Below are 16,043 nucleotides of genomic sequence, written 5' to 3'. Positions count from 1 at the left end.
CGTCGCGCACGGGCTCGTCGTCGCCGTCCGGGAGCCGGTGAAATACCTTCCGGCCGTAATCCGCGATGCGCCATGAGGCCGGAGGCCCCTCCCGGACCGCGGGATCGACCTCCGGGACGTCGGCCTCGACCGTCTCGTGCGCGAGCCCGGCTTCGAGATCGCTTTCGACCTCTTCGCGGGAGCGGTGGTCGTCGATCCGCGCCACCTCCTCGTCGAGGTCGATGCCGCTGCGCCAGCCCGCGAGCGGCTCCATCGCCGCGAGGGCGTGCATGTGCGCGCGATAGGCTTCGACGCCGGCGATTGCGAGCTCGCGCGCCCGCTCCGCGTCGGCGTCCGTCTCGGCCATCGCCTCCACGACGACGCTCGCGGCCAGGCGCTTGAGGTCGACCGTGAAATCGACGCCCGGCAGGGTCTCGTCAAAATCGTTGATGTCGAACGCCACCCGTCCCTCCGGGCTCACGAAGACGCCGAAATTGCCGATATGGCAGTCGCCGCAGGCCTGGACGGGCAAACCGGCCATGGCCGACCCGGCGAGGTCGGCCGCCATGATTGCGGCGGCTCCCCGCAGGAAGGTGAAGGCGTTCCTGCGCATCTTCTTGTAGCGCCGCGGGACGAGGTCGGGGAGACGCTCGGCATCGCTCTCGGCAAGGATCGCCAGGGGATCCCTCCCCGGCGCCGGCCGCCATGGCGCATGGAAGTCCCACGGCGTTTCCTCGCGAAGCGCCTCGCCCTCGGCCAGGCGCTCGCGGCGGGTACGGTCGGCCGACGCAGTGATCATCGAGGGTTATCCGTGGGGTCTCGCGCCCCGAGACTAGCCGGTGCCGGGGCGTCGCGCGAGGCGGGCGCCTCAATGCCGGAAGTGGCGATGCCCCGTGAACACCATGGCGAGGCCGGCGGCATCGGCCGCCGCGATGACCTCGGCGTCGCGCATCGAGCCGCCGGGCTGGATCACCGCCGTGGCGCCGGCCTCGGCCGCCGCGATCAGGCCGTCGGCGAAGGGGAAGAAGGCGTCCGAGGCGACGGCCGCGCCCTTGGCCAGGCTCTCGGGCCGCCCGAGGCGCTCGGCGCCCTCCGCGGCCTTCCAGGCGGCGATGCGCGAGGAATCCACCCGCGACATCTGCCCGGCGCCGATGCCGACCGTGGCGCCGTCACGGGCGTAGACGATGGCATTCGACTTCACGTGCTTGGCGACGCGGAAGGCGAAGCGCAGGTCGGCATATTCCTGCTCGGTCGGCGCGCGCCGCGTCACCACCTGCAGGGCCATGTCGTCGACGTTCGCCGCGTCGCGGCCCTGCACGAGCAGGCCGCCGGCCAGCGTGCGCACGGTCTCGCCCGGCGCCCGCGGATCGGGCAGGCCGCCGGCCAGCAGCAGGCGCAGGTTGCGCTTGGCCGCCACGATGGCGATCGCCTCCTCCGAGGCGTCGGGCGCGATGATGACCTCCGTGAAGATCTCGACGATCTGCCGCGCGGCCTCGGCATCGAGGGGGCGGTTGAGGGCGACGATGCCGCCGAAGGCGGAGGTCGGATCGCAGGCGAGCGCCCTCGCATAGGCCTCGGCGAGGTGCGGGCCTTCCGCGACGCCGCAGGGATTGGCGTGCTTGATGATCGCCACCGCCGCCGTGCGGCCCGGGTCGAACTCGGCGACGCATTCGTAGGCCGCGTCGGTGTCGTTGAGGTTGTTGTAGGAGAGTTCCTTGCCCTGGAGCTGCCGGGCGCTCGCGACGCCCGGCCGGCCGGGGCCGGGCGAGCGGTAGAAGGCGGCGGCCTGGTGCGGGTTCTCGCCGTAGCGCAGGGTCTGGGCGAGGGTGCCGCCGATGGCGCGGAAGGCGGGCGCGGCGTCCGGCGCGGCCTCCCCGGCGAGCCAATTCGCGATGGCCGCGTCGTAGGAGGCCGTGCGGGCGAAGGCCTTGCCCGCGAGCCGGCGCCGGGTCGCCGCGCTCAAGCCCCCCTCCCCCGCCTCGATCTCCGACAGGATCGCGGGATAATCCGCCACGTCGACCACCACGGCGACGTCCGCGTGGTTCTTGGCCGCCGCCCGGATCATCGCAGGACCGCCGACATCGATGTTCTCGACGAGGTCGTGATACCCCGCGTCGCGGGCCAGCGCCGCCTCGAACGGGTAGAGGTTGACCACGAGGAGGTCGATGGGGCGGATGCCGTGGGCGGCGAGCGCCGCCTGGTGGGCAGGGTCCTCGCGCACCGCGAGCAGCCCGCCATGCACCGCCGGATGCAGGGTCTTCACCCGGCCGTCCATCATCTCCGGGTAGCCGGTCAGCTCGGCCACCTCCACGACGGGCAGGCCCGCCTCGCTCAGCGCGCGATGGGTGCCGCCGGTCGAGACCAGCTCGACCCCCCGGGCCGCCAGAGCGCGGGCGAAGTCGACGAGGCCCGTCTTGTCGGAAACGGAGAGGAGCGCGCGGGTCACCCGCGCCAGGTCATGCGGCATCGATCCCTCGCCCGGTCCGGGTGGGCTGCAGAAGGCTCGGGCGGGTAGCACGAATCCGGCGGGACGGGCCAGGGCGGCCCGCGCCCCTCATCCGGCGGCGGGCGTGAACCGCCAGCGCACCCGCGCGTCCTCGCTCACCGTGAGGTAGAGCACGACCTGGTCCGTGCGGCGGGCACCGGTCAGGCCGGCGAAGTAGACGCTCTCCTCGATCGCCACCTCGGCCCCCTCGGCCGTGAAGCGCCAGCTCTCGCCGGACGGCGCCGACAGGGTGAGCCCGCCCCCGCCCTCGCCCTGCACCTCGATGGTCGGATGGAGATGGAACCGGATCGCGGTCTCAGCGGTCCGGTGGCCGGCCTTGCCCGTCCGCACGAAGGCGTCCTCGCCCGCCAGGGTGCCGTCGGGGAAGAGCTGCCAGCGCCGCTCGTGCACGATCCCGTAGGCGACGGCGTAGCCGTCGTGGCGCGCGGCCAGGACCTGGGCCTCGCCCGCAGTGCGCTCGGCCTTGACGGCCCGGGGGCCTCGCAGGACGACGGTGCCGATGCGCTCGGCGAGCCACTCGGCGGCCCGCCGCTCGCCCCACCAGCCCCCGCCCCAGAGGAAGCGGCAGGAGGAGGTGTCGGCCACCGTCGCCGTCGAGTGCGCGGCCGTGGAGCGCGCCAGCCGCCGCAGCTCGGGGCCACTCGCGGGCAGCCCGCAATTGATGACGATGCGTTGGGGGCCGCTCGACATCTCGAAGGAGAGGCAGCCCGCGCCCGCATTGATGGAATAGGGCAGCGGCGGCGGCGCGCCGACATCGGCCACCACGACGACGCGGCCGGCCTCCAGCCGCTCGTAGCCGGAACTCGGGGCGTGCAGCATGGGCTGCGCGAGAGCGCCGTCGTAGACGAGCAGCGTCGCGAGATGGTCGGCCGCCGTCGCGCCCATGCCGTTGAAGTGGCTGAGCGAGGCGTCGCCGTGGCGCAGCAGTCGCAGCAGCGGCAGCATCCGGTCGATGGCGCGCAGCAGCGCCTCGGGCGGGTCGACGCCGCGACTGAGGAAGCTCTGGCGCAGCGGCAGCAGGTCGAGGAGGAGTTCCAGGGCGAAGCGGGGGTCGCGGCTGCGATGGCCGCCATCGGGCAGGATCTGCCGGTCGAGCTCGCGCGCCAGGATGCGGATCGCCCGGCGCAGGATCGGCTGGATGCCCTCGCAGCAGAGGCCGGCGTAGCAGAGGGCGACCACCGCGCTCAGCCGCGATTGCGGCGGGATGCCCCGGCGCAGGTCGCCCTCGAGCTCGCGGGCGCCGCGCCCGATGCCCTTGAGGAAGCTCTGGTAGAAGGCGTGGTCGGCGCCCTCCAGCATCAGGGGCGACTGGCACAGGAAGGAGATCAGGCGCCGGGCCGCCACCGGCGTCGGCCGGGCCAGCGCCGGGTCGCCGCGGCCGGCCAGGAAATCCGTGACGAAGGCGCGGGCATTGGCGCGGGCGAGCGCCGTGTCGGCGGCGCGCAGGTGGCGCAGCCAGCCGAAGCCGTAGAGCGCATCGGCCCATTCCGGCGAGGGCGGCGCGTAGTCGAAGGGCGAGCGGCCGCTGACCGAGAGCGAGCGCCCGGCGAAGACGAACAGCCCGGCATAGATGTCGTCGGCGAAGGTGGCGTCCCGCGTGCGCAGGTCGTGGGGCGCGATCACCAGCCCGGTGACGCGGGCGCGGGCGAGGAGATCGGGACGCGCGGTGAGCCGGGCGTAGGCGTTCCGGCCCGAGCGCGCGATCTCGCGTCCGATCAGCCGATAGAAGCGCCAGCGATCAGCCCCCCAACGCACCCATACTCTCCCGGGCCGATCGCACCGGCCGACTTGCCCAATGCTCCCGACGGGAGGTTAGGCCGCGCGTCTTAACCACCGGTTAAGCATAAGCCCCGGGCTAGCGAAGGTAGGTCACGCTGTACAGGGTGCGCCGCAGCTCCTCCTCCGTGACCCAGACGCGGCCGTTCTCGCAGCGCTCGCGGATGCCGTCGCGCATGCGGGCGCAGTACTCGCCGGTGTTGTCCTGGATGCGGTACTGGCAGACCTCGCCGATCTTGCGGCGGCCGACGACCGGACTCGCATGGTCGGCGTGGAGATCGGGGTCCTTGGGGTCGCGGGGCTGCAGCAGGTACCAGCTGTAGCCGATGGTCGGCACCCGGCCGTGGTCGAGGGCGTAATCGACCATCGCCAGGATGCGGGCCACCGCCCTGGGGCTCGGCAGCCGCCCGGATTCCATCATGTCGGCGAACTCGGCCTGGTTCGCCGCGACCCGGTAGGAGACGGGAAGCAGCGGCACCGGCAGGGGCTTGCGCAGGCAGCGCGCCTCGACATGGGCGATCCAGGCCGCGTTGAAGCGGTCGGCCCGAGGGCTGCGCAGCTTCGGTACGGTGGCGGCGACGCTGCGCAGGCTCATCCGCGGATCGACGACCCGGCTGCGGAAGCGCAGGGCGCGGAAATACGGGTTGAGGTAGCGGTAGCCGTCGTTCGAGGGCAGGTCGCGGTCCTCGCAGTAACCGCCGGCGAGGTTGTAGAGCAGCGCCGCGCCGTCCTCCTCGCCGCCCTCGATCTTGTCGAAATACGGATCGAGCCGGGGGTTGCCGTCCCGGGTGATGTCGGCGGCGTTGCGGGCCCAGGCGATGTCGGCGAGGGTGTTCGGATTGGCCTTCAGGTGGGCTCGCACGCGGGGGTCCGGATGGGCCGCGAGGCGGGCGGGATCGGCGAAGTAGTAGCGCGTGGCGATATCGAGGGCCGCGACCTGCCGGCCGAGCCGGTGCGAGATCATGTCCGCCGTGGCGTAGGCGTAGCAGATCGCGCTCTCGCCCTGGTTCATCGGCATCTCCTGCGGCGAGGGCGAGAGCTGCACGTCGCGGGTGCCGAGATGGACGTCGACGGGGATGCTCGCCGAGACCGGCGCGCAGGTCGGGTGGCGGGCGTAGGCCGGCTTGGCCGGAAGGATGCGCCCGTCGGCCTCGGCGGATGCCGGGCCGGCGATCCAGGCGAGCAGGAGCGCCGGAAGGATCGCGTTCCACCCGAAGTGCGCCCGCATCTCAGCCCCTGCGCCGCAGCCGGCTTGCGAAGAAGCCGTCGAGGTCGTGGGAGGGCAGCGTGCGCAGGTCGCCGTTCCCGTCGATCAGCTCCGACCGGCCGCCGACCTCGTCGGGCCTGACGGGCACGCGCTCGTACGCCGCGTTGCGCCCCAGGAAGCCCGCGGCCTGGGTTTCCCCCTCCTCCGGTTCGAGGGAGCAGGTGCAGTAGACGAGGTGCCCGCCTGGCTTGACCAGCGTGGCCGCCTTGTCAAGGAGGCGCCGCTGCAGGCCTTCGAGCCGCAGGCGGTCGCCCTCGCTCTTGGTCCAGGCGACGTCGGGATGGCGGCGGATGGTGCCGGTCGCCGAGCAGGGGGCGTCGAGGAGCACCGCGTCGAAGCTTTCCGCCTCGTCGAAGGACAGGGCATCGCCGGCATGAATCTCGACGGTGAGCCCGAGCCGGTCGAGGTTCTGGCGCAGGCGCTCCAGGCGCTGGGCCGAGCGGTCGACGGCGACGATGGCGGCGCCGGCCGCCGCGAGCTGGGCGGTCTTGCCGCCCGGCGCCGCGCAGAGGTCGGCGACCCGCTGGCCGGGTCCGACCCCGAGCAGCCTGGCGGGAATGGCGGCGGCCGCATCCTGTACCCACCAGGCACCCTCGGCGTAGCCGGGCAGGTCGGCGATCCCGGCGCGGATCTCGGGCAGGCGGATGCTGCCGGTGGGCAGCGCCACGCCGCCGAGGCGCTCGGCCCAATCCGCGGCATCGCCGCGCGGCGTGAGGTCGAGGGCGGCGCCGTGAAGATGGGCGGCGGCGATCCGTGCGGCGGCCTCGGGCCCGTAAGTCGCGCGCCAGCGCCGGGCCAGCCAATCCGGCGTGTTGTCGGCGAGCGGGTCGGCTCCGGCGGCCAGGATCTCCGCCCGCTCGCGGACGACGCGGCGCAGCACGGCGTTCACGAGGCCGGCGAGGTGCTGGAGGTAGGGATCGCCCTTGGCGAGCCGCACGGCGAGGTCGACGGCGGCGTGGTCCGGGACGTTGAGGTCGAGGATCTGGACGGCGCCGGTCGCGAGCAGGGCGACGAGCCGGGGCTGGTCCTCGGGCAGCCCTTGAGTCATCCGCGCCGCGAGCGCCCGGCGCAGGAACCCGAAGCGTCGGAAGGTCGCGGTGGCGATGGCCCGGGCGAGCCCCGCATCGGCCGCGTCGAGATCGGCGCCGCGCCCGGCCTGGGCGAGAGCATCCTCGAGGGCAAAGGCACGGTTCTTCCCCAGGAGGTCGGCGACCGCCTGATGCGCCACCTGGCGCGCCGCGAGCCCCGCAATGCTGCGGTCGATCGTCGGCGTCGGTCCGGCCGCGTTGCGGCGTGTCGCCATGGATGCCATGTCCTTGGGTGAAGTTCGTGGGTCAGCCCTGCTGCCCTTCCATCCGGTTGCCCGAGATACAAGCCATGACGATGCCCGACGACACCGAAAATGCCACACCTCGGCCTCTGACGCCGGCCGCCGAGCGGGCCCTGGCGGAGGCCGCCGAGCGCCGGGCGGCGATCGATGCCCGCGCGGCGGAGATCACCGCAGCGCGGGAGAAGCAGGGCCGCGGTGGGCTCGAGCCGGTTCGCTACCAGGATTGGGAAGTGAAGGGACTCGCCGTCGACTTTTGATGTCGCGTTCTCCCCAAAGCCGGTGGACATCGAAGCAGGACCGGTTTCCGGCGTGTCTGCATCCTACGGCGCTGACGGCGGATCGATCCTGGCCCTGAATGCCGCGATGCATGGCTTGAGGCTCGCCGCAAGGCGGCGCGCGGCCTCGATGGATGGACCGGCCCGAGTCGGGTCAAAGTCATCGTAGTTGTGCGTGGCTCGGTGCCTGAAACGCCGGCTCTCGTCGACATCGCTCGCTACGTCGGGCGTCAGAATTGCGGGCCGGGCGCGGCCCGGTGCGGACAAGGGGCGGGCAGCGCGCCTGACGAGATCCGCGTGCCACTTCTCGCCGGTCGGCCTCTCCTCGTCGAGGATTTCCAGGATGCGGACGAGCGCGCCTTCAAGCGATGTGTAGGCCGATTGCATGGCGTGCTGAAGCGCCATGTCGGCGCGGTAGCCGGTGAGATCGTCCTTCTCGAACCCGCCTTCGTCGAAGAGGGCCGCTGCTTTGCCGAAGTGGCGGCAGGCCGAGTCCAAGTCGTCCTCAACCTCCGTCCAGCGGGCGTCCGTCACGGAAGCGCGAGCCCCTTGGCTCGCACGCGTTGCGTGAACACGGGCCAGCTGGTGCTAGCATCGTGTATGTCGGGCGGGACCCCGTGCTCGGCGCAGACGTCCTCAACGAAGCACCAAGCCGCCGCCGCGCGCTCTGGAGGAAAATCGATCAGCACGTCGAGGTCGCTGTCGAAGCGCATCGTGCCGGTGACGTAGGACCCGAACACCACGAAGGTGCCGCACTCCCGTCGTGCGTAGGCGCCCAGGGCATCGACGACTGCCTCGGCCGCCTGCAGGCGCCGTGCGGCTTCGGACGCCTTCCTCTGCGCCAGTGTCGTGACGGCCGAAGCAGTCGCTGACACTCCCATGCCCGTCATCGCTTCCACGGTACGCGGTTCCCTCAGGGAGGCAGCATCGTTATCACGAACACCGCTTGCAGACGATTCCCACAGCGGTCGGCGAGCCGCCGCCGATTCGCGTGCATGGCTCGATCAAGCCCCCGCTGTCACCAGCCCTTGCACCTCTCAGCGCGTCACATAGACCTGCGTCCCCACCGAGACCCGCTCGTAGAGGTCGACGACATCCCGGTTGTACATGCGGATGCAGCCGTAGGAGGCGTAGGTGCCGACCGAGCTCGGACGGTTGGTGCCGTGGATCGCGTATTCGCCGCCGGCAAGCGTCAGGGCGGCCGCGCCCATCGGGTTGCGGGGCGAGCCGCCGGCGATCAGGTTCGGCAGGCGCGGGTTGTCGCGCTTTACCTCGGCGGGGGGCGACCAGGCGGGCTCCACGTACTTGCCGTCGATCCGCGTCGCGCCGGTCCATTGCTTGCCCGGCTTGCCCACCGCGACGGGATAGCGGATGGCCGTGCCGTCGCCGTTGACGAGGTAGAGGCGACGCTCGGCGGTCCGGACGATGACGGAACCCGGCATCACGCCCTCCTGAAAGGGGACGACCTCGCGCGCCTGCGCCGGCAGGGCCATCGATCCCATCGCCACCACGGCGCCCGACAGGATGACGCCCCATTCTCTCCGCCCGAACATCGCGTTGACCTCGAAAAGCGTGACCGTAACTGCTGCAGTAATTCGGAGCTAAGCTTGTCGTTCCGGTTACGGACTGCGCAGACGCACGTGAGGACGCGCGAGATTCCGGAAGCGTGCTCAAGGGCAGGCTCCGGAGTTCGCGCGAAAGCTTGGAATTGGGGAAAGCCGGTCTTAACCCTGGCCGCCCGGATCAGCGTTCCAGCAGCGTCGTGGCGTCGTCCAGGCGCTCCTGCCAGCCGTGGCGGACGAGTTCGGGGTCCTCGTGCTCCTCCACCGGATGGCCCACGCAGAGATAGGCGATGAGTCGCCAAGCCGGCGGCACGTCGAGGCAGGAGGAGACGGCGCAGGGATCGAGGATCGAGACCCAGCCCACCCCGAGACCGTGGGCGCGGGCGGCGAGCCAGAAGGCGTGCACGGCGGTGACGACGGAGTAGTGCAGCATCTCCGGCATGGTCGCGCGGCCGAGCCCGTGGCCGGCCTCCGTCGCCTCGTCGCAGAACACCGCGAGGTGGATCGGGGCCTCGCGCAGGCCGGCGAGCTTCAGCTGCGCATAGGCTCCGCGGCGCGCGTCGTCGTAGGACGCCGCCGCGGCTTCGTTGCAGCGCTCGAAGCTCGCGGTGACGGCGGCGCGGCGCCCCGGATCGCCGACGCGCACGAAGCGCCAGGGCTGGCTGTTGCCCACGGAGGGCGCCAGCGCGGCGAGGCGCAGGCATGGCTGGAGCACCGCCTCGTCCACCGCGTCGGTCCGGAAGCGACGCACGTCGCGGCGCCAGGCGAACAAATGCGCGAGTTCGTCGCGAAAGCCCGCATCGAACCTGACCAAGATCCCTCCCTCCCGAAGCATCCTGGCCGATCCATACTCCGTCCGCCCGAACTCCGCGCAGAAAAAAGGCCGCTCCGTGAGGAGGCGGCCTGAAGTTCTTGGGTCTCGAAACCTCTGGAGTGTCGGCCTACCCGGTCAAATCGGCCCCGACGGCTGGGGAGCATGAAAGTCGGGACCTCACCGGCGGGCAGACTGACGAGGTTCGGCAACAGGTGTGTCGTCTCATCAAGGCCGACACGGGGCGCGAAGAGGGCGGAAAGGTGGTGACGTGTTTCGCGTCTGCCCTCGCGACGGCAGCCCTTGCGGGCATCGGATCGCCGGCTCATCATGAGACGCGAGGCTCGCACGAGCCGTCCGCGACCGGAGCGATGATGACCGAGAGGACCCGTGCCGAGCCAGGATACCCGGATTCCGCCCAGCGCGTGATCCCCTTCCCCTCCGCGCCCGTCGTCCCGCAAGTCACCTTCGACCGGGCGGAGCTGCGCATCCTGTTCGGGCTCTACGGGCGCCGGGTCGCCGAGGGCGAATGGCGCGACTACGCCCTCGACTTCCGGCGCGACAAGGCGGTGTTCTCGATCTACCGGCGCACGTCGGAGATGCCGCTCTACCGGGTGGAGAAGGATCCCAAGCTCGCCCGCCGCCAGGGCGCCTACGCGGTCGTCGCGCCGACGGGCCTCGTTCTGAAGCGCGGACAGGACCTCGCGCGGGTGCTCGCGGTGCTGGAGAAGCCCCTGCGGGTCGTGTGAGGAGGGGACGGCTCCCGCCAACCCAAGCAGGCGCCTCGCAAACCATGAAAATTCCGGCCTCGAAGCCCGCGCGGACTCACCTTTATCAAAGTGCGCCGGCCGCAGACATGGGAAGGCTGCGTCATCGCCTGCCGGTGGGTTCGGGCGTGAGCGATCGAGAGACGTTGCGTGCTCTTGCCCCCTTTGAAACCGGAGCCATGCCGCAGCTCGAACAGCACCGCATCCGCAACCGCCTGCTCGGCGCCCTGCAGCCGGAGGACTATGCGCGGCTCGCGCCGGCCCTGGAGCGCATCCCGCTGCCGTTGCGCGAGACGGTGGTCGGGGCCAACCAACCGATCGACTACGCCTACTTCCCCGAGGAAGGCTTCATCTCCTTCGTCGCCGACACGCAGAGCGGCCGGATCGAGATCGGCCTCGTCGGCCGCGAAGGCTTGGTCGGCATGTCGCTGGTGCTCGGCAGCGAGCGCAGCCCCTATGTTGGAACGGTCCAAGCCCCGGGCGAGGCCCTGCGCATTCCCGCCGCCGCGCTTCGCGACGCACTCGATGCGAGCAGGGAGCTTCGCGGCGTGCTCGGGCGCTACGTCCAGGCCTACATCGTGCAGATCGGGCAGACTGTCTACGCGAATGCCGAGCTCACCATCGAGGGCAGGCTCGCCCGCTGGATCCTGATGGTGCAGGATCGTCTGGAGCAGGGAGAGCTGCCGCTCACCCACGAGTTCCTGTCGATGATGCTCGGGGTGCGCCGCCCGGGCGTGACGACGGCCGTTCACATGCTCGAGGGGACCGGGATGATCCGGGCCAAGCGCGGCCGCATCACCGTCCTCGACCGGGAGAAGCTCAGGGATCTGGCCGGCGACGCCTACGGCTTCGCGGAGGCCGAGTACGAGCGCCTGCTGGCCGAGACCTAGGTCGCCAAGTGTGCCGCGTCCCGATGAACAGCTTCAGCCAATAAAAAAAGCCCCGGCGTTTCCGCCGGGGCTCTTCTGGTTCGTAGGGTTCGCTTCGCTTAGCGGCGGTCGCCGAGTAGCGAGAGCAGCATCTGGAACATGTTGATGAAGTCCAGGTACAGGGTCAGCGCACCGTTCACGGCGAGCTTGGCCGCGCCCTCGCCATCGAAGCCGCTGTAGAGGTACATCTCCTTCAGCTTCTGCGTGTCGTAGGCCGTGAGGCCCGCGAAGATCAGGACGCCGACCACGGAGATGGCGAACTGCAGCGCGCTCGACGCGAGGAAAATGTTGACCAGCGAGGCGATGATCAGGCCGATCAGGCCCATGATCAGGAACGAGCCCATGCCCGACAGGCTGCGCTTGGTGGTGTAGCCGTAGAGGCTGAGGCCACCGAACGTCGCCGCCGTGATGAAGAACACCCGCACCACGCTCGCCCCCGTGAACACGAGGAGCAGCGTCGACATCGAGGCGCCCATCACCGCCGCGAAGGCGAAGAAGGCCAGGCGCGCCGAGGCCGGGGACATCCGGTCCATCCGGAAGGAGAAGACCAGGATGAAGGCGAGAGGCGCGAGCATCAGCACCCACTTCATCGGCCCGCCGTAGAGGAAGGCACCGAACTGGGTGAGCGGCACGCTGCCGACACGCGCGACCATGTCGGCCTGCGAGGTCGCGACGGCGGCCATGTTCAGGCCGAGGGCCACGAGACCGGAGATCGCGAGGCCGACGACCATGTTGTTGTAGACGCCCAGCATGAAGCTGCGCAGGCCCTGGTCGACGTCGACCTGGGTCCCGACATAGCCGGCCGTGGGGGCGCCGGTTCGGAAGGGGCTATTCTCGAATGCCATCAGAGTTTCCCTTGGAAGCTCTCGTCAGCGTGTGATTGACGGGGAGGCTCACGCGCACCTCCGACGCCTCACGGCGCCTCACGACGAAATATGTTCGGTCACGCTGCTCCGCACAAGAGGCTGGAACGACCTGGCACGAAGGAATTTGGACGCAGACCAGTGGCTTTTTATTTGATTAACGAAGGGATTAAATCTGCAAGGCCGAAGGAACGCGGGCCACCGGACCTGCGGAGGCTATGCCTAATCGGTCAGGGGTCGAGCCTCCTCGGGCAGCATGATCGGGATGCCGTCGCGGATCGGGTAGGCGAGCTTGGCCGAGCGGCTGATCAGCTCCTGGCGCTCGGAATCGTAGTCCAGCCCCTCCTTGGTGAGCGGACAGACCAGGAGTTCGAGGAGCTTGGGGTCGACGCGGGTCGCCTCGACGGTGGATGTCGGTTCGTCGGCCATTTTCACGTCCTTCAGAGCATCTTCCGCCGACATGGTTACCGGTTCGGCGAAGGAAAATGCGTTGCCCTTGGAATCACTGCAGGGTCGGCTCGGAGCCGGAGCCGCGCACCAACTCCATCTCGGTCACCGCGATCAAGACCTCGGCCCGGGTCTTGAGGTCGGGCGCCTCCAGCATCGCCTGCTTCTCGCGGGCGCCGAAGGGGCTCATCATGCACAGCGCGTTGACGAGCGCCTCGTTGGGCGCCTCCTCGATCCCCGACCAATCGACCTTGAGGTCGTTGACCTCGACGAAGTCCTTGAGCGCCTTGAGCACGCCCTCGCGGTCGACGGCCTCCTCCCCGGCGCGGGGCTCGAAGTCACTGGCGAAATCGTCGTAGGAGACCTGGCAACGACGGTAGCGCGTCGTGGTGGCGAGCTCCGACTCGACCCGGAACCTTGCGATGCCCGTGAGCGAGATCAGGTAGCGGCCGTCGCCCGTCTCGGCGAATTGGGTGATGCGGCCGGCGCAGCCGATGCGGAACAGCCTCGGCGTCATCGGCGAGGACCCGCTCTCCACGTCGGGCTGGATCATGCCGATGATGCGGTCGGAGCGCAGGGCATCGTCGATCATCGCGAGGTAGCGCGGCTCGAAGATGTTGAGCGGCATCTGCCCGCGCGGCAGCAGCAGCGCGCAGGGCAGCGGGAACACCGGAATCACGCCGGGGCAATCCGCCGGTCCCTTGTAGGCCGCGTGGGTGGTCATCGCCTCTTCCCCCCGGCGCGCGTCATGCGAAGACCAGCGTCGAGAGCCGGCGCCGGCCACGGATGGAGGCCTTGTCCATCAGCCCCCACGCCTCGAAGAAGGTGAGGAGCTGCTTGCGGGCGGCGCCCTCGTTCCATTCCTTGTCCTGCCGGTGGATCTCGATGAGCTGGTCCACGGCCGCGTCGCGCTCGTTGCGCCCGTTGAGGCCGAGCGCGAGGTCGAACCGCGCCTGGAGGTCGGCCGGGTCGGCATCGATGCGGGCCTGAAGCCCGCCGAGGTCGCCCAGCGCGGCGGCCTTCTCGGCAAGCTCGATCGCGGCGTGCAGGGAGGTCAGCGCCGGATCCCCCGTCTTGTCGGGGGGCGCCATCTCGAGGATCTGCCGGGCGTTGCCGAGTTCGCCGAGATCCAGCTGGATCTTGGCCAGCCCCGCGATCGCGCCGAGATGGGTCGACTCCTGGGCGAGCACCGCGGCGTAGAGCTCGGAGGCGCCGGCCGCGTCGCCCTCCGCGAGGGCGGCCTCGGCCTCCGCCATCATCTCCTCGACCGGGCTCGGACCGCCCGGACCGACGAGGCGGGCGACGAAGGCCTTGATCTCGCCCTCGGGCAGGGCGCCGACGAAGCCGTCGACGGGCCGGCCCTTGTCGATGACGATGACGGCAGGGATCGATTGCAGACCGAGCTGCTGGCTGATCTGGCTCCAGATGGCGGGGCTCTCGTCGATATTGACCTTGGCGAGCGCGACCCGCCCGCCCGCGCCCTGGACGACCTTCTCGAGGAGGGGCGTGAGCTGCTTGCAGGGGCCGCACCAGGGCGCCCAGAAGTCGACCATCACCGGCCGGTTCATCGATTCCGCGATGACGTCCTGGCGGAAGCTCGCCGTGGTCACGTCCTTGATCAGGGTCGACGGGCCACCGGCTTGAGGGCCGGCCGCCGTCAGGGCGTCATTGAGCATGCGATCCTCGGGCATCGGACATCTCGTCGGCCTCAGGTTCCTGAGCCGGATGGGTTTCTTCGTCGGACGGGCGTCGTCCGCTCACTAGATGGGTGCGCCGCCCGCCCCTGCCAGTCCCGATTTTCGCGAGGCTTGCCCGTCAGTTGCTCGGGCCGCCGGGCGCGGTTTTCGCGTCCGTGACGAAGACCGCCTCGTAGCGCCCCTTGGCAGCGTTCGCCTCGCAGGTGATCGTGGTCTTGCCCCCGCTCGGCACGCCGAAGCGGCAGGCCCCAACCGCGACCAGCGGCCCCTGCGCCACACCCTCCCCGGTCGTCTCGCCCGGGATCACCAGGTTGATCGGCTGCAGGGCGTCCGATTCCTCCGTCCGCTCCTGCGGGTTGCCGTTGCCGCTGAAGCTCAGGGAGCGCCCGTCGTCGGAGCTGAAGTCGAAGCTCGTGCGGTTGCGTGTGACCGTGTTGACCAGGGTGCCGCGGCACTTCGCGCTGTGATCCTGCCCGGCGATAACGAGACGCTCGCAGGTTCCCTCGAGCTTGTTGGCCGCCTGCGCATTCGTGGCCTGCGCGAGCGCGGGGCCGGCGAGGGCAAGGGTGGCGGAGAGAGCGAGGAGGGCGGCGCGGATCGTCATGGCGCGAAATGTATGGCCGACGTGCGATCTGTCGAGGGTGTCCGCCTCAGGCACCGAAGCGCGCGGCGCGGTCATTCGGCGCAGAGAGGTCGAGCTCCGGTCCCAGCGGAACGATGCCCGTCGGATTGATGGTCGGGTGGCTCTCGTAGTAGTGCCGCTTGATATGGGTGAGACTCACCGTGTCCGCGACGCCCGGCAGGCCGTAGAGGTCGCGCAGATAGCCTGAGAGGTTCGGGTAGTCAGCGATCCGGCGCTTGTTGCACTTGAAGTGGCCGACATAGACCGGATCGAAGCGCACCAGGGTCGTGAACAGCCGGACATCCGCCTCGGTGAGGTCCGGCCCGCAGAGATAGCGCGTGCGGCCGAGCCGCTCCTCCAAGATGTCGAGCTCGGAAAAGAGCGCCTCGTAGGCCTCGGCATAGGCGGGCTGCGTCGTGGCGAAGCCCGCCTTGTAGACCCCGTTGTTGACCGCGTCGTAGACCCGGGCGTTGACCGCATCGATCTCGTCCCGCAGCGGCTCCGGATAGAGGTCGGGGCCGCCGGCGCCGAAGGCGTCGTTGAGCATCCGGATGATCTCGGCGGATTCGTTCGAGACGATGGTGCCGCGCGTCTTGTCCCAGAGCACCGGCACGGTGACGCGCCCGCTGAAACCCGGGTCGGCCTTGAGGTAGACCTCGTAGAGCCGCGTCGCGCCGTTGACGGGGTCGGGCGTCGCGCCGGGCGTGGTCCCGAAGACCCAGCCCTCCGCGCCCATATGCGGGTCGACCACCGAGACCGAGATCGCGTCCCCCAGCCCCTTCAGGGCGCGCACGATCAGGGTCCGGTGCGCCCAGGGGCAGGCGAGCGAGACGTAGAGGTGGTAGCGCCCGGCTTCTCCCGGAAACCCGCCCTCACCGGAAGGTCCGGGCGCGCCGTCGCGGGTGACCCAATGGCGGAACTTCGCGTCCATGCGCTTGAAGCGTCCGCCGGTCGACGTCGTGTCGTACCCCCGGTCCTGCCAGACGCCGTCGACGAGCAATCCCATGAGCGTGCCTCCGGGGCTGAGCTTCCCGCGGTGAAATGGATGCCGAGCGATGCTTGGAAAGGGCGCTTCTCCGCTCCGACGACGCCCATCCGGCGCGAGGAGGAGCCGCAACGCGCTCCCTCTCCTGGACGGAGAGGGTTCGAGTGAGGTGTGTAACCTCTCCTAATTAGCCCGCCTCTGCCGCCCCTTCCCGGACGCCTGGAGCG

General features: G+C 70.4%; 18 protein-coding genes. 3 read left to right on the top strand and 15 right to left on the bottom strand.

Going from position 1 to position 16,043, the window contains the following annotated elements:
* The 5 genes from MFF55_RS22520 to MFF55_RS22500 form a co-directional block, all read right to left on the bottom strand.
* Positions 1 to 778 (bottom strand): DUF2252 family protein (locus MFF55_RS22520; RefSeq protein ID WP_238246354.1); only part of this gene is annotated, 778 nt, incomplete at its 3' end.
* A gap of 69 nt (positions 779 to 847) precedes the next feature.
* Positions 848 to 2,446, bottom strand: a complete 1,599-nt coding sequence (purH, locus tag MFF55_RS22515) for a bifunctional phosphoribosylaminoimidazolecarboxamide formyltransferase/IMP cyclohydrolase (RefSeq protein ID WP_238246353.1) — start codon at positions 2,444 to 2,446, stop codon at positions 848 to 850.
* 87 nt (positions 2,447 to 2,533) lie between these two features.
* A complete protein-coding gene (locus MFF55_RS22510; protein WP_238246352.1) occupies positions 2,534 to 4,240 on the bottom strand; it encodes a heparinase II/III family protein in 1,707 nt (568 codons plus the stop codon).
* A gap of 100 nt (positions 4,241 to 4,340) precedes the next feature.
* Positions 4,341 to 5,489, bottom strand: coding sequence for a hypothetical protein (locus tag MFF55_RS22505; protein ID WP_238246351.1), 1,149 nt, complete (start codon positions 5,487 to 5,489; stop codon positions 4,341 to 4,343).
* Position 5,490: 1 nt separating this feature from the next.
* Positions 5,491 to 6,831, bottom strand: coding sequence for an RsmB/NOP family class I SAM-dependent RNA methyltransferase (locus MFF55_RS22500; RefSeq protein ID WP_238246350.1), 1,341 nt, complete (start codon positions 6,829 to 6,831; stop codon positions 5,491 to 5,493).
* Positions 6,832 to 6,905: 74 nt separating this feature from the next.
* On the opposite strand from MFF55_RS22500, the gene MFF55_RS22495 reads away from it, so the two are divergent.
* Positions 6,906 to 7,115 carry a DUF1674 domain-containing protein gene (locus tag MFF55_RS22495; protein ID WP_238246349.1) on the top strand — a complete coding sequence of 70 codons (210 nt, stop codon included), beginning with the start codon at positions 6,906 to 6,908 and terminating at the stop codon, positions 7,113 to 7,115.
* A 63-nt stretch (positions 7,116 to 7,178) separates the two neighbouring features.
* Here MFF55_RS22495 and MFF55_RS22490 read toward each other — a convergent pair whose 3' ends face one another.
* The 4 genes from MFF55_RS22490 to bluB form a co-directional block, all read right to left on the bottom strand.
* A complete protein-coding gene (locus MFF55_RS22490; protein WP_238246348.1) occupies positions 7,179 to 7,667 on the bottom strand; it encodes a ribonuclease toxin HepT-like protein in 489 nt (162 codons plus the stop codon).
* Positions 7,664 to 8,014, bottom strand: coding sequence for a nucleotidyltransferase family protein (locus MFF55_RS22485; RefSeq protein ID WP_238246347.1), 351 nt, complete (start codon positions 8,012 to 8,014; stop codon positions 7,664 to 7,666). The genes MFF55_RS22490 and MFF55_RS22485 overlap by 4 nt, the downstream gene beginning before the upstream one ends.
* 156 nt (positions 8,015 to 8,170) lie before the next feature.
* Positions 8,171 to 8,686, bottom strand: a complete 516-nt coding sequence (locus tag MFF55_RS22480) for a L,D-transpeptidase (RefSeq protein ID WP_238246346.1) — start codon at positions 8,684 to 8,686, stop codon at positions 8,171 to 8,173.
* A gap of 190 nt (positions 8,687 to 8,876) precedes the next feature.
* On the bottom strand, positions 8,877 to 9,530 hold the full coding sequence (bluB, locus tag MFF55_RS22475) for a 5,6-dimethylbenzimidazole synthase (RefSeq protein WP_238246345.1): 654 nt from the start codon (positions 9,528 to 9,530) through the stop codon (positions 8,877 to 8,879).
* A gap of 350 nt (positions 9,531 to 9,880) precedes the next feature.
* Here bluB and MFF55_RS22470 point away from each other — a divergent pair, with 350 nt between their 5' ends.
* Positions 9,881 to 10,255 (top strand): DUF2794 domain-containing protein, encoded by a 375-nt coding sequence (locus MFF55_RS22470; RefSeq protein WP_238246356.1) that lies wholly within the window; start codon positions 9,881 to 9,883, stop codon positions 10,253 to 10,255.
* Between the two features lie 197 nt (positions 10,256 to 10,452).
* Positions 10,453 to 11,163 carry a Crp/Fnr family transcriptional regulator gene (locus MFF55_RS22465; protein ID WP_238246344.1) on the top strand — a complete coding sequence of 237 codons (711 nt, stop codon included), beginning with the start codon at positions 10,453 to 10,455 and terminating at the stop codon, positions 11,161 to 11,163.
* 98 nt (positions 11,164 to 11,261) lie between these two features.
* Here the strand turns inward: MFF55_RS22465 and MFF55_RS22460 are convergent, their stop codons facing one another.
* The 6 genes from MFF55_RS22460 to MFF55_RS22435 all read right to left on the bottom strand — a co-directional run bounded on the left by MFF55_RS22460 (position 11,262) and on the right by MFF55_RS22435 (position 15,837).
* Entirely contained in the window at positions 11,262 to 12,047 is a 786-nt protein-coding gene (locus MFF55_RS22460; RefSeq protein WP_238246343.1) for a Bax inhibitor-1/YccA family protein, read from the bottom strand.
* A gap of 240 nt (positions 12,048 to 12,287) precedes the next feature.
* Positions 12,288 to 12,494, bottom strand: a complete 207-nt coding sequence (locus MFF55_RS22455) for a Trm112 family protein (protein WP_238246342.1) — start codon at positions 12,492 to 12,494, stop codon at positions 12,288 to 12,290.
* 73 nt (positions 12,495 to 12,567) lie between these two features.
* Positions 12,568 to 13,236: an LON peptidase substrate-binding domain-containing protein gene (locus tag MFF55_RS22450; protein ID WP_238246341.1), complete on the bottom strand. Its 669-nt coding sequence runs from the start codon at positions 13,234 to 13,236 to the stop codon at positions 12,568 to 12,570.
* Between the two features lie 22 nt (positions 13,237 to 13,258).
* The gene (locus MFF55_RS22445) at positions 13,259 to 14,188 is read right to left on the bottom strand and encodes a thioredoxin family protein (protein WP_238246355.1); all 930 of its coding nucleotides are present in this window, start codon (positions 14,186 to 14,188) and stop codon (positions 13,259 to 13,261) included.
* A 139-nt stretch (positions 14,189 to 14,327) separates the two neighbouring features.
* Positions 14,328 to 14,813, bottom strand: a complete 486-nt coding sequence (locus MFF55_RS22440; protein WP_238246340.1) for a hypothetical protein — start codon at positions 14,811 to 14,813, stop codon at positions 14,328 to 14,330.
* Between the two features lie 46 nt (positions 14,814 to 14,859).
* Positions 14,860 to 15,837 carry a glutathione S-transferase family protein gene (locus MFF55_RS22435; RefSeq protein WP_238246339.1) on the bottom strand — a complete coding sequence of 326 codons (978 nt, stop codon included), beginning with the start codon at positions 15,835 to 15,837 and terminating at the stop codon, positions 14,860 to 14,862.
* Between the last annotated feature and the right edge of the window lie 206 nt (positions 15,838 to 16,043).

The sequence above is a fragment of the Methylobacterium iners genome (assembly GCF_022179305.1).
Lineage (GTDB): Bacteria > Pseudomonadota > Alphaproteobacteria > Rhizobiales > Beijerinckiaceae > Methylobacterium > Methylobacterium iners.
This window is presented reverse-complemented; position numbering and strand designations above follow the sequence as displayed.